The organism is Nisaea sp., assembly GCF_034670185.1.
Taxonomy (GTDB): domain Bacteria; phylum Pseudomonadota; class Alphaproteobacteria; order Thalassobaculales; family Thalassobaculaceae; genus Nisaea.
In genome coordinates this window covers 232628-245630 of the sequence record NZ_JAXMNY010000002.1, presented here as the reverse complement: position 1 = coordinate 245630, position 13003 = coordinate 232628, and the positions used below count along the sequence as shown (strand labels likewise).

Genomic DNA, 13003 nt, shown 5'->3' with positions numbered 1-13003 from the left:
TGCGTCCGCCGGAACGCGGAGCTTAAGCGATGCTGTATCATATGTATGAAGCGACCCGCATGGCGATCATGCCATGGCGGATGGGAGCGCAAGCTGTGCGTAACACGGTGACGGCGCCCTGGAGTCCGCTTTCCTATACCCCGCTGGGCAAACAGATCGATTCCGCCGCGGAAATGTTCGAGCGGGTTACCCGGCGCTACGGCAAACCCGACTGGGGTTTCGAGAAGACGGTGATCGACGGCAAGGATGTCGCGGTCGAGGAAGAGGTCGTTATTCACCGCACCTATTGCAGCCTGGTGAATTTCAAGCGCGACACGAAGACCAAACGCAACGATCCGAAGCTGCTGGTGGTGGCGCCGGTTTCAGGGCACTACGCAACATTGTTGCGGGGTACCGTGGAAACGATGCTGCCAGACCATGATGTCTACGTGACCGACTGGACCGATTGCCGCTACGTGCCGATCACGGCCGACCGGTTCAATCTCAGCGATTATATCGATTACATCATCGACTTCCTGCATTACCTCGGCCCGAATACCCACGTTTTGGCAGTCTGCCAGCCGAGTGTGCCGGCGCTGGCCGCCGTTTCCATCATGTCAGGCTGGGGCGATATCTGTGCACCAGCCTCAATGACACTGATGGGCGGTCCGATCGACACCCGACGCAACCCGACGGCGGTGAACAAGCTTGCCAAGGAACATACGATCGAATGGTTCGAGCGCCATGTCGTAACCGTGGTCCCGCCACCCTATCCGGGCATGGGCCGACGGGTTTACCCGGGTTTCATCCAGCTCACCAATTTCATCTCGATGAATCTCGATAAGCATATGATCTCGCTTAACGAGCTGTTCGATCACCTGGTCCAGGGCGACGAGGAGGAGGCTGACAAGAAGAAGGCCTTCTACGATGAATATCTGGCGGTCATGGATCTTCCGGCGGAGTTTTATCTGGAGACGGTGGAAACCGTGTTTCAGAAACATTCCCTGCCGAAAGGCGAGATGATGGCGCGGTGGAATCCGGTGAAAACCGAGCAGATTACCCGAACCGCCATTTTGTGTGTCGAAGGTGAGCTCGACGACATTTCCGGTGTCGGCCAGACGAAGGCCGCTCTCGACATGACGCCGAACCTGCCGGACTCGATGAAGCATTACCATCTGCAGAAGAATGTCGGCCATTACGGCGTCTTCAACGGTGGACGCTGGCGCCGGGAGATTGCGCCGGTGGTCAAGGGTTTCATCCGCGAGCACGATCATGAGCTCGGCGGCAAGGCCCGAAAGGTGCACGCAATCGCGAGCTGACTGCTTTATCCGTCGGCAATCGGAACGAATGGCATGAGGCGACTGCGCTTGCGCTTTGCAAGGCGCGGCGCCATCATCGCTGTTCTTTTTTCGACTCCCTGATCCCAGAGGATAAAAATGAACGGCGCTGAGAGCCTGGTGCGGACCCTTGTCGCGTCCGGAGTGGACGTATGTTTTTCCAACCCCGGTACGTCGGAGATGCACTTCGTCGCTGCGCTCGACCGGGTCGAGGGCATGCGTTGCGTGCTCGGCCTGTTTGAGGGCGTCGTCACCGGCATGGCGGATGGCTACGCACGGATGGCGCTGAAACCGGCGTCTACCCTGCTGCATCTCGGCCCGGGCCTCGGCAACGGTCTTGCCAACCTGCACAATGCGAAGAAGGCCTTTACGCCGGTCGTCAATATCGTCGGCGAGCATGCGACCTATCACGTCGAATATAACGCGCCGCTGACCGCCGATATCGAAGGTATCGCCCGCCCGGTTTCCGACTGGGTGAAGACTTCTCGGTCCTCCAAGGACGTTGCGGCCGATGGCGCGGAAGCGGTGGCCGCTTCCATGGGCGTACCCGGTCAGGTGGCGACATTGATCCTGCCGGCAAACACCGCCTGGGAAGAGTCCAACGGCCCGGCCGCCCCGGTTGCGCCGGTTGCCCGTCCGAAAGCATCAGCCGATGCTATTCGCGCGGCCGCAGCGGCTCTGACCTCCGGCGAGGAGTGCATGATCCATATTTCCGACACCGCGCTGATGGGCGAGGCGCTGGAGATGGCCGGCCGCATCATGGCGAAGACAGGCTGCCGCCTGAGCTGCAAGACCAGCAACAGGCGTTGGGAGCGTGGTGCCGGCCGGGTGCCGGTCGAGCGTATCCAGTATCCGGTGGACATCGCCCTGAAGCAGCTTGAAACGGTCAAGAACCTGATCCTGCTGGGCGCGCCCATACCGGTGGCGTTCTTTGCTTACCCGAACAAGCCCAGCGTGCTGATCCCTGAAGGCTGCACTGTCGTCGATGTGGCGCCGGAAGGGTATGACCTGCTGGACGCCCTAACCGCCATTGCGGAAGAGCTCGGAGCGACTGATATCGAGCCGATCCGTCAGAAGGCGGAAAAGCCGGCGTTGATGAGCGGCGCGCTTACGCCGGAGAGCATCGCGGCGGCGATCGGCCACCTGATGCCGAAAGACGCCATTATCGCCGATGAGTCCGTGACGTCCGGCCGTGGGCTGATGCCCTTCACTGCCGGTACCGAGCAACATGACTGGCTGTCGTTGACCGGTGGCTCCATCGGCATCGGCATGCCGTTCGCGACCGGTGCGGCGATCGCCTGTCCGGACCGCAAGGTGATCTGCCTCGAAGGCGACGGAAGCGGCATGTATACGTTGCAGGCGCTCTGGACCCAGGCGCGCGAGAAGTGCAACGTCGTTAACGTTATCTTCGCGAATAGAACCTATGAGATATTGAAGGGCGAACTGATGAATGTCGGCGCCGAAAACCCGGGCCGTAAGGCCTTCGACATGCTGGAGATCGGCCGTCCGGATTTGGACTGGCGGCAACTGGCTGGCGGCATGGGAGTTTCGGCGACCCGGGCTACGACCGCGGAAGAATTCAACGAGCAGTTCGAACGCGCGTTGAATGAACCGGGACCACATTTGATCGAGGCCTGGATGTAATTTTGGTATAAAATTCTTGTAATGGGTCATACGCGTAAACGTGTCTCGATAGAGCGGCTAGCCGTTGAGCAGCTGTCGCGCATGTTGCAGGCCGGGTCTTCCCGGGTTTTCAACTGCGCGGCATTGCATCGTAACGTTCTTGCCGAAGGTGGTGCGCCGGGGCAGTTCCTGTTCAAGACGCGGGATCTGAACAACGCGATCTTCATGAAGGAAACCTATCCCGACGACGATATGCGGGAATCGGCGACGAAGCCTGTCGGGACCAAGGTTTTCTTCTCCTACAGCGAGAAGGCGGATCTCGACGGCGGCCGGTCCATTTTCCTGAATGACCGGAACCTGCGGACCGCGCTGCAATTTCAGGCCGGCATGTCGGATTCCCCGGAGTCCGCGGAAGCCGAAGCCGATCTCAAGATTCTGAAAATTCTGGATGATCTTCCCTCGGTCGACCCGTTCCTGTTTCGGGAGCGGATGGAGGCCGAGGGGTTCGATCCGCATCCGGGTTATTTCGAGATGACCGCCGCTGAATTCGGTCGTGTACGCGACCATGTCATGAAGCAGTTCCAGCCGATCGTGGAAACGGCATTTGAAGGTGTCACCGATGCAAACCGCGCCAGCTATCTGAAGACGCTGGTCAACAAGCTCTGGGACGCCAGCGACATGGAGGCCCTGAAGCCGTTGCTCCAGGCCATGCAGATCCAGGATAGCGACGCGTCGGACACTTTGTACGCCTGGAAAGGCGTCATCTATTACGAGCATATTTTTTCTCGCCGGCAGGAAATCTGGAAAGATTTTGCGAATTGGCTCAATACAGAGTCTCGTCCGCTTGACAGCATGCCGGCTACTGCGCAGGCGACCCTGAATGATCAGGTCGGTCAATGGCGTAAGCTTTACCAGAAGCGCTGGAAAGCAGTGCATCTGATGCTGGCTGAATATCGTAACTCGTATGAAACACTTTTCCGCGATCACAAGAGTCCGGAGCCGTTCATCGAATTTCTGCACAAGTCCGGGAAGCGCTTTTTCCAGATTGGCGATTCCATGAGTCGGATCGACCATTCCATCGATCTTTGGCGGACCTATGTCGGGGATTCCTCGATGCGGTATCTACGGTTCGAGCAGCTCAGTTCCCTCTCGCGCGTCAGCATTCGTATCCTAAGCGGAAGCTAAAAATGTTCCGGATGGAAAAACCGGCCGAGCTGGTCGCGCTCGAGCGCGCATTCGCAACGGCCAATGGAGGCGGAAACGGATATGCTTTCGTCTCGGCTCCCGTGGCGATTTCTACAGTGCTCGATATGTTGGACGGAGGCGCCCATCTGGTTCTCTCCGACGGAGCCCATCCCGATACGTACCGTGTGATCGAATCCGTCCGGCGCCGTTCCGCCGGTCTCAAGGTAGGTTTCGCTGATATGGCGGACCTTGACGCGCTGGCGGTGGCTGTCACCGGCGAGACGCGGCTGCTTTGGGTCGAAACCGTATCTGGACCCAGGCTTTCCCGTGCGAACCTCGCGCGGGTCGTGGAATTTGCGAAAGCCCGCGACATTATGGTTCTGGTCGATAACTCGGTGCTGGGCCATGAAGCGGTCAAGCCGCTTGCGGAAGGATGTGACATGGTTTTCACATCCGCACCCGCCGATGCCGGTCGCGGAGGACTGGTCGCTTTTTCCGAGAATTCCGGGTTTGCCGAGGATCGCTTCGCTTATCTGCAGAGAGCATTTGATGCAATGCCGGGCCCGGCGGAGGCTGAGGCGCTGCGGCTGGCTTTGAGCGCCGCACCCGGGCATATAGCCGCGCGTGCGGCGGCGGCGGCGCAGCTCGCCGCTTTCCTCAAGGATCATGCGTGCGTTGCGGAGCTTTTCTACCCCGGCGGCGGCTGCCCCGATCTGTCGGTTACCTTTCAGGGCCGGTCGGAAGAAGTGGATGCGGCTCTGGCGCGCCTGGCCTGGTTTCGGCCAGGGTTGGTTCCGGGCCAGCCGGGAACCTTCTGGCACTATGCACACAGGGATTATGAGGCTGTTCCGGAAGAAATCCGCCGCGTCCTCGGATTTCCGGACGGGCTTGTCCGGTTCGGTGTTCCGGCAGAAGACCCGGATGGTCTGATAGAGGACTTTCAGGCGGCGTTCGGTTGAATGGGGCTGCCGAAATGCCTGTAATCAGACTTGAATTGAAACTTCGAACGAATATCTCTATTCTGTGAGCAGGAAACAGGATCGGTTCCTAATGTCGGTTGGAGGCTAACATGGCTGTTGGGCCAGCAGTAAGCGCATCGGTAGCAGACCTCAGAAACGTCACTCAGACGCAGCAAGAGCCGATTTCACGGCCTGCGGCCGAAGGTGATGAGGGCGAGCAGCAGATCGGCGCAAACGGCGCCAGTGTCGATGCTACCCCGAGCGAGCCGACAGTGGTGAACGTGACGGACACTTCGGCTGATCGTGGCGAGAACCAGAATCCAGGTGCGGCCGCACTGGGCAATGACAGTCGGTTGCCGGGTTCCGGTGATCCGAACAGGGGCACGACCCTCGATATCGCAGTCTGAATTTTTCTTCAGACTGGAATGAAAGCGGCCCCTGAGGGCCGCTTTTTTATTTCTGAACCTCTCAAGCCGTCCGGCCGAGTGGATGTTGCTGGTACCGCTTCAGGGCGACAGCGGCCGTGGCTGCGGCGATGACCTTGAGCGCATCGCCCGGAATAAACGGCAGGGAGCCATAGAGCGCCTTGTCGAGCGGAATGCCGGCAACCGCTACCATCCAGGCAATCCCGCCGGCGTAAACGATCAGGATGCCGCCAAAGACATTGATCGAGACCGCGTGGATGAGCGCGTACCGGTCCCAGGTCTTTTCCGTCAGCCATCCGATCACGAAGGCCGCAACCGGCCAGCTGAACAGGAAACCGGCAGTGACGCCCGAGAAGACCGCCGCGCCGCCGCGTCCGCCGGCAAGCAGTGGCAGGCCGACAGCGACCAGCACCAGAAAGACGACCAGCGCCAGGCCGCCGCGCCGGGCGCCGAGGATGGAGCCGGCCAGCATGACGCCAAGCGTCTGCGCCGTCACCGGCACTCCGGTAATCGGAAGCGTGAGGGCCGGGAAAAGCCCGAGCACGGCGGTAATCGCTGCGAAAAGCGCGATCAGGACAAGGTCGCGTGTGGTCATGATTGAGAGCCTCCGAAAATTCTGGCGTTAGAGATCGACACCGCGCGCCTCTATGGCATCACTGATCTGCTCGGCGCGGCGCAGGGTCAGCACCGTCATCGGGATCAGCAGGGCGAGCGGATTGCGGTCCATGCCGCGGGCCTGTTGTGCCACGCGGACAGTTTCCCAGGTTTCAGCCAAGACCGGAATGAAGCGGATCGTCATGGCGAAAACAAGGCTGGTCTTCTCCGGATTGAGCCCGAGCGGCGCAAGCGGCCGAAGCGCGCGCTCAAGCACGGACATCAGATCCGAGACGCGTGTCGTAAGCGTCAGCAGCAGGCCGCAGGCGATCATGATGGCGAACCGCAACGTCAGGACTGTTCCGGTATCGATCGACGTGAACGTGGCATGTGCCGCAAAGAAGATCGCGAGAACAATCAGCAGCGGGCGGGCCTGATGGAGGATTTCCGATAACGGCAGCCGGGCCAGCGGAAACCCGATCAACACCATGACTAGACCGGCACCAAGCAGCCGTGCGTCATCTGTGAACAGGATCAGCAGCCCGGTTATGAGCAGCAGGCTGAGTTTCCATCCGGCGGGCAGGGCATGAACCAGGGAGTCCCGGCGGACATAGAGCGACAGTTTCACCCTGCCATCTCCCTGTAAGCCGCGATGGCATCCGTCGCGGGGCCGTCGAAAGCGATACGGCCGTCCGCCAGCACCAGCACACGTTCAGCGGTCGCCGCAATCTCAAGATCATGGGTGACGCAGATCACCGTCTGCGACAGTTCTTCGATGGCAGCCATCACCCGCTTCCGGTTTTTCAGGTCGAGCAGGGTGGTCGGCTCGTCCAGCACCAGATAGCGCGGCTCACGGAGCATTGAATTGGCGAGCGCGAGCAGCTGCTTTTCGCCGCCGCTCAGGCTGTGGGAAGGCTGATTGCGCAAATGGGTCAGCCCGTAGCTGTCGAGGATGCGCTCGATCCGCTCGTCCTCGTCCGCCGGGCTGAGTTTCAGAGCCTTCAGACTGAAGCGGAGGTCTTCTTCCACCAGCGGCATGACGATCTGGTTGTCCGGATCCTGAAACAGAAAGCCGACTTGCCGACGGACTTCCTTCGCGGCCTTCACGGTATCGAGGCCGTCCACGGTGACGGCACCGGTGCTTGGCCGGCGCAGGCCGTTGATCAGCCGGGCGAAGGTCGATTTACCAGACCCGTTGGCGCCGATCACGGCAATCCGCCGTTCCCGCAGCGTCAGGTTGATGTCCGCGAGAACGGTCCGGTCTCCCGCCGTCACGCTGACAGTTTCGAATGCGATCAATGCAACTTCCTCTTCGCCGGTTCTCAAAACCAGGGCGCGTGCCGATATGCCGCGCGGTCATGAACCGGATAGGGAGTGCAGGGCTTCTGCCTGAGGAAGCGCGGAAATTCAAGCCGAAACGCGCTCTTCCCGGCTGCCGGGCGGGTTTGAAAGCCCGGTCGGCGTGATGGCAAAACCGCCAGAGGCAGTACGGGTGATCTCGGCGGTGACCCCGTAAAGCGTTTCGATCGTCGCGGTCGTCAGGACCGTTTCGGGAGTGCCGGTCGCCAGGATGCTTCCATCCGACAGGCTGATAATCTGGTCGGCGAAGCGGGTTGCCAGACCAAGGTCGTGCATGGCGGCGATGGCGAGGATCCCGTGCTCCCGGCAATGTTTATGAACAATATCGAGGACAAGGATCTGATGACGCAGATCGAGAGCGGCTGTCGGCTCGTCAAGCAGCAGGACGGCTGGCGCGCGAACCAGCGCCTGGGCCAGGAACACAAGTTGGCGCTGGCCGCCACTGAGGTGCCCCAGTGTTCGCAATTGCAGGTCAGTGAGTCCGAAGATGGCAAGCGCTTCGAGGGCTGCCTCCCGATCTTTCTCGGCGACCCGCATGCCGAGGCTTCGCAGCCGGCCAAGCAGCACAACCTCGAGAACGGTCAGGGCTGAAGCCGTTCCGGTATCCTGTGGCATATAGGCAATGGCATCTTCCGGCCGTTCGCCCGAGAGCAGAGAGACGGTTCCGCCATGCTGTTGCAGGCCGGCAATTGCCCTCAGAAGACTCGATTTTCCGGTGCCGTTCGGGCCGATCAGCGCGGCCCGGCACCCGGCTGGAAGGCTGAAGCTGATATCCCGCAGGATCTCCGTGCGGCCGTAGCTAAGGGACAGGTCTTTCACGAGCAGTGTCACCAGTATGCCCTCCGTTGCTTCAGGATCAGCCCGAACAGGAAAGGCACGCCGATAATCGCGGTGACGATGCCGATCGGAACGATGGCGCCGGGAGCGATGAGTTTCGAGGCGATCGATGCGCCGATCATGATGCCTGCACCCGCGACGCCGGACAGGGGCAGCAACAGGCGTTGATCCTCGCCGACCAGCATGCGGGCGATATGCGGGGCGACCAGGCCGATGAAGCCGATGGTGCCGACAAAGGAGACGGCGCCAGCCGTCAGAAGGGCGACGATTGCAAAGACCCTGAGCCGGAGCGGTTTGACCTTCACACCCAGGCTGGCTGCGCGCGCATCGCCAAGGCGGAGCGCCGTCAGTTGCCATAAATTCGGGAGGATCAGAAGGCACCCGAGGATCAGGATCGAGCCGGAAACCCGGACACTGGTCCAGTCGGCTTTCAGCAGGCTGCCAAAGACCCAGAACACGATCTCCTGCAGGATTTCCGGCGAGGCCATGTATTGGATCAGGGATTGCAGCGACTGGAACAGAAACAGGGTTGCGATGCCGGCCAGAACCATGACCTCCGCGCTCATGCCGCGCCGCCAGGAAAGTCCGAGGACGAGAATGGCCGCGAGTGATGCGGTGCTGAAAGCGGCGAGTGGAACGCTGAAGGCGGACAAGGGGCCGAGTGAGAAGCCGGTCAGGATGGCGATCGACGCGCCGAGGCCAGCCGCAGCGGAAAAGCCGAGCGTGTAGGGGCTGGCGAGCGGGTTGCCCAGGATTGTCTGCATGAGTGCGCCGCCAATTCCGAGCGAAGCCCCGACGATCAGGCCCGTCAGGGTCATCGGCAGGCGAATATCGTGCACGATCACGACTGCCATCGGATCGCCTGCGCCGTCGGCATCAATCAGGGCGGCGACGACATCGAAGACATTCAGGAAAGACGGCCCGATCAGCATGTCGGCGATAGCGGCCATGGCAACCAGCATGAAGCCGGCGAGGGCCACACCGAACCGCCTGTTTGTCAGTGAGCTGTAGTCGTTCTGGTCCTGGGTCCGGCGCCGGGGCCGGTTCTGCTGGAGCGAATGCGTCATGCTTTTCTCGCAATAGGAGGAAGCTGGCCGGCCCCGGCGGAACTGTCCGAACCGCCGGGGCCGCAGGGCGTCAGTCAGCCTTCAGCATGAAGCTTCCGGAGGCCGCGACAGGCAGCCATTTCTCGTAGAAGCGCCGGTGGTTTTCCTGCGGGTCGACATCGGCAAATGCATCCGGGTGCAGCGCCTTGGCGATGAATTGCAGGAATGTGTAGTCGTACAGGGTCCGCGCGCCGCCGTGATAGACGGCATAGATCTCGTTGTTCCGGACGGCTGGCAGATCCGGCCATCCGGGACGGGACCGGTATGGGGTCACACGCGCACGGGTCTGTTTCTCGTCAATGCCGAAGCCAAGCAGAACCGCCTTATCCCGGCCTAGCCATCCGGAGCCTGCAAGCAGGACCATCTCAGGCTTCGAGGCGAGCACATATTCAGGGCTGAGGGCGCCCCAGTTTGTAATCTGGCCGTTGGCGATATTGTCTCCACCGGCGAGGTCGATCACACCGCCCCACATTCGTCCGGCATAGCTGTTGTCGTATTCCGAAGCTCCCTTCCGGGCGAGTTCGACATAGACCCGCTTTTTCGGACCGGTGGCCTTTGCCACGCGGGCGAGAACGTCCTTGAAGGCGGCTTCATATTCACCGGCCAACTGTTCCGCGCGGTCTTCGGAGGCCATGACGGTCCCGATCAGCCGGGCGCTCGCCAGATGTTTTTCGAGGGTCTGGGCATTGAAATCGGCGGCAACCACGGGGATGCCGGCCTTCTCCAGCTTGTCGACGGCATTGCCCATGCTGCGGAACTGCCAGGCGGCGACGATGGCGACGTCCGGTTTTGCCACCAGCGCTGCCTCGATATTGAACGTTCCGGAATCGACTTCGCCGATATCGACGAGAGTCTCGAGGCGTGGCTCGACCGCGCTATAGGCCTTCCACTGCAAATTACGCCAGCCTTCCCAGGTATCGCGGGAAATGGCGACGACACGCTGAAAGGCATCGGGGCCGACGATGGCGTAGAAATCCTCGAAGTAGAAACCGAGGAGAACGCGTTTTGCGCCGTGCGGCACGGTCACGGTCCGGCCCAGAGTATCTGTCACGGTGACTGTTTCAGGAGCGGCGGACGCCGCCGCCGGGACGGCAACAAGGGATGCGGCGGCGAGGGCCAGACCGGCCCCGGCCGCACGAAGAGTGCGGAACATGGGATAAAACCTTTTGTGAGTACTGATCGCGGTGCCGGAGCACCTGTTGGGGTGGATCAGGTCACAGAAGGAGGTGCGCGGGTCGGATGACGGCTCTGGGATGCCGTCAGACGGTGGTTTTGCGTGTCTGGTATCGCTTGCCGGGCATGTCCGGATAACAGGCGGTGCGGGAGGCCGTCCGCCGTCGGTGCCGGCAGAATGAAAGCACCGAAGGACTGGCACCAGTCGCAGCCGTTGGCGCCGCCGGTCTCCTGAACGGGAAGGCCCTGCGCATCGAGAGCGATGGTCCGGAGGCTGCCGTCCGGGGAGCAGATCTGGACAATTTGCTTGGCTTGCCCGGAGCCCAGCGCGGCATAGGCGGCAGAAGCCGGCGTGGAAAACACGCCGGTCATGGCGAATTGCACCGCGATCCAGAGGATCGCGGGAAGCAGCGCCAATGTCCGTTTCTGCCTCAGAGACTGCATGGCCTCACTGGGTACCGGTGAAGATCGGCGGGCACAATGTCTCGCCGATGGACGAAAGGCAATGTCAAAACCGTGAGGTGCGGAACCGGGCGGCTCCTTATTCGACCGCTAACCAATCCATCACCGCGGCAAGAGCGTACCCGTGACAATGTCCCTCTCTTGTGCGGAGCCTGTCATGGTCGGCAATCTGATCCTTGTTCTCGGCGACCAGTTGTCTCCGGTGCTTTCCTCGCTCAAGGCTGGCGATAAGCACAGTGATGTTGTCCTGTTGGCGGAAGTCGCCACAGAGGCGAGCTATGTAAAACACCACAAGAAGAAGATCGCTTTTCTTTTCTCGGCAATGCGGCATTTCGCTGAAGAACTTCGCGAAGACGGCTGGACGGTCGAGTATGTCCGGCTGGACGATCCGCAGAATACCGGATCGCTCGGTGCAGAGGTGGCGCGGTTTTCAGAGCGCTGGAACCCCGCTCGTGTCATCGTCACCGAGGCCGGGGAGTGGCGTTTGCAGGAGGAAATGCGGCGCTGGAGCGATGCGCTTGGCCGACCGGTGGATGTTCTGCCGGATGACCGTTTTCTGTCATCTAGAGAAGAGTTTGCGGCCTGGGCGGACGGTCGTAAGCAGCTCCGGATGGAGTATTTCTATCGTGAAATGCGCCGCAAGACCGGTCTGCTGATGGAGGGGGATAAGCCGGCTGGGGGCAAGTGGAATTATGATGCGGAAAACCGGAAGCCCGCTGCGGGTGACCTCTTCATGCCCAAGCCATTTCGGACCAACCCCGATGAAATCACCCGGCAGGTTCTCGATCTCGTTTACCTTGAGTTCGCTGACCATTTCGGCGACCTGGAGCCGTTCTGGTTCGCTGTGACCCGTGCGGATGCGGACGCGGCGTTCGAGAATTTCGTAGCGCAGGCCTTACCGCGCTTCGGGGACTTTCAGGATGCCATGCTGACGGGGCAAAGATTTCTCTACCACGCCGTTGTGAGCCACTATCTCAATGCAGGCCTGCTTGATCCGCTCGCTGTCTGCCGCCGTGTCGAGCGGGCCTATCTCGATGGCGACGTGCCGTTGAATGCGGCCGAAGGCTTCATTCGGCAGATCATCGGCTGGCGGGAATATGCCCGGGGTATTTACTGGCTGAAGATGCCGGACTATGCGGGCTCGAACTTCTTCAGCGCCACCCGTCCTTTGCCTGACTTCTACTGGACGGGCAAGACCGACATGGCCTGCCTTGCCGCAGCTATCGGCCAGACGAGGGAAGAGGCCTATGCCCATCACATTCAGCGACTGATGGTGACGGGCAATTTCGCGATGCTGGCCGGGATTGATCCGCATCAGGTGCATGAATGGTATCTGGCGGTCTATGCCGATGCCTATGAATGGGTGGAGATGCCAAACACAGTGGGGATGAGCCAGTTCGCCGATGGCGGTTTGCTCGGCTCCAAGCCTTATGCGGCAAGCGGGAACTACATCAACAAAATGTCCGACTATTGCGGGAATTGCTGTTTTGACGTGAAACAGAAGACCGGCGATGGCGCCTGTCCCTTCAATTCCCTGTATTGGCATTTCCTCGACAGGAACCGGGAAAAACTGGACGGAAATCCGCGTCTTGGCCCGGTCTACCGCACCTGGGATCGTATGACAGCGGACAAGCAGCAGGCTTACCGCGAGAGTGCGGATGCTTTTCTCGACGCTCTTTCCTGAGCATCTAGCCTTTCGCGCCCGGTGATTTTGCTCCGCGCCGGCAGCGTTCGGAACAGTACCGGACTGAGTCCCAGTCTCGCGCCCATTTCCGCCGCCATGCGAACGGTCGGGCACAGGCGGCGCAGGTCTTCTGGGGCAAATCGCCTTTTCTCCGCATCTTCAAGCTGCGCACACTCCATCACTTAACGGTGGTTCTGACTTGCTTTACGAGAGCCGCGGCGCAAAGGATCAGTGCCATCGGTCTGTCGCAAGAACGAGACCGGATTGACCGCACCGTTTC

Annotated in this window: 14 protein-coding genes; 6 read left to right on the top strand and 8 right to left on the bottom strand. The window is 60.8% G+C overall.

The window, feature by feature from the left end:
- Positions 1 to 29: 29 nt before the first annotated feature.
- The 5 genes from VOI22_RS10810 to VOI22_RS10790 all read left to right on the top strand — a co-directional run bounded on the left by VOI22_RS10810 (position 30) and on the right by VOI22_RS10790 (position 5490).
- Positions 30 to 1298, top strand: a complete 1269-nt coding sequence (locus VOI22_RS10810) for a polyhydroxyalkanoate depolymerase (protein ID WP_323796499.1) — start codon at positions 30 to 32, stop codon at positions 1296 to 1298.
- Between the two features lie 117 nt (positions 1299 to 1415).
- Positions 1416 to 2960, top strand: coding sequence for an acetolactate synthase large subunit (locus VOI22_RS10805; RefSeq protein ID WP_323796498.1), 1545 nt, complete (start codon positions 1416 to 1418; stop codon positions 2958 to 2960).
- Positions 2961 to 2981: 21 nt separating this feature from the next.
- A complete protein-coding gene (locus tag VOI22_RS10800; protein WP_323796497.1) occupies positions 2982 to 4124 on the top strand; it encodes a hypothetical protein in 1143 nt (380 codons plus the stop codon).
- 2 nt (positions 4125 to 4126) lie between these two features.
- Positions 4127 to 5083, top strand: a complete 957-nt coding sequence (locus VOI22_RS10795; RefSeq protein ID WP_323796496.1) for a PLP-dependent transferase — start codon at positions 4127 to 4129, stop codon at positions 5081 to 5083.
- Positions 5084 to 5193: 110 nt separating this feature from the next.
- A complete protein-coding gene (locus VOI22_RS10790; protein WP_323796495.1) occupies positions 5194 to 5490 on the top strand; it encodes a hypothetical protein in 297 nt (98 codons plus the stop codon).
- 61 nt (positions 5491 to 5551) lie between these two features.
- On the opposite strand, the gene VOI22_RS10785 is transcribed toward VOI22_RS10790, so the two are convergent.
- The 7 genes from VOI22_RS10785 to VOI22_RS10755 form a co-directional block, all read right to left on the bottom strand.
- Complete coding sequence (locus VOI22_RS10785; protein WP_323796494.1) at positions 5552 to 6103, bottom strand: biotin transporter BioY; 552 nt, start codon at positions 6101 to 6103, stop codon at positions 5552 to 5554.
- A 27-nt stretch (positions 6104 to 6130) separates the two neighbouring features.
- A complete protein-coding gene (locus tag VOI22_RS10780) occupies positions 6131 to 6730 on the bottom strand; it encodes an energy-coupling factor transporter transmembrane protein EcfT (protein ID WP_323796493.1) in 600 nt (199 codons plus the stop codon).
- Positions 6727 to 7401, bottom strand: coding sequence for an ABC transporter ATP-binding protein (locus VOI22_RS10775; RefSeq protein ID WP_323796492.1), 675 nt, complete (start codon positions 7399 to 7401; stop codon positions 6727 to 6729). The genes VOI22_RS10780 and VOI22_RS10775 overlap by 4 nt, the downstream gene beginning before the upstream one ends.
- A gap of 108 nt (positions 7402 to 7509) precedes the next feature.
- Positions 7510 to 8292 carry an ABC transporter ATP-binding protein gene (locus VOI22_RS10770; RefSeq protein WP_323796491.1) on the bottom strand — a complete coding sequence of 261 codons (783 nt, stop codon included), beginning with the start codon at positions 8290 to 8292 and terminating at the stop codon, positions 7510 to 7512.
- Positions 8289 to 9365, bottom strand: a complete 1077-nt coding sequence (locus tag VOI22_RS10765; RefSeq protein ID WP_323796490.1) for an iron ABC transporter permease — start codon at positions 9363 to 9365, stop codon at positions 8289 to 8291. Before VOI22_RS10765 ends, VOI22_RS10770 begins: the two co-directional genes overlap by 4 nt.
- Before the next feature lie 70 nt (positions 9366 to 9435).
- Positions 9436 to 10557, bottom strand: coding sequence for an ABC transporter substrate-binding protein (locus tag VOI22_RS10760; RefSeq protein ID WP_323796489.1), 1122 nt, complete (start codon positions 10555 to 10557; stop codon positions 9436 to 9438).
- A gap of 56 nt (positions 10558 to 10613) precedes the next feature.
- A complete protein-coding gene (locus tag VOI22_RS10755) occupies positions 10614 to 11021 on the bottom strand; it encodes a DUF2946 family protein (RefSeq protein WP_323796488.1) in 408 nt (135 codons plus the stop codon).
- 175 nt (positions 11022 to 11196) lie between these two features.
- Here VOI22_RS10755 and VOI22_RS10750 point away from each other — a divergent pair, with 175 nt between their 5' ends.
- A complete protein-coding gene (locus tag VOI22_RS10750) occupies positions 11197 to 12723 on the top strand; it encodes a cryptochrome/photolyase family protein (protein WP_323796487.1) in 1527 nt (508 codons plus the stop codon).
- Between the two features lie 4 nt (positions 12724 to 12727).
- On the opposite strand, the gene VOI22_RS10745 is transcribed toward VOI22_RS10750, so the two are convergent.
- Positions 12728 to 12880: a DUF2256 domain-containing protein gene (locus VOI22_RS10745; protein WP_323797020.1), complete on the bottom strand. Its 153-nt coding sequence runs from the start codon at positions 12878 to 12880 to the stop codon at positions 12728 to 12730.
- Positions 12881 to 13003 lie beyond the last annotated feature (123 nt).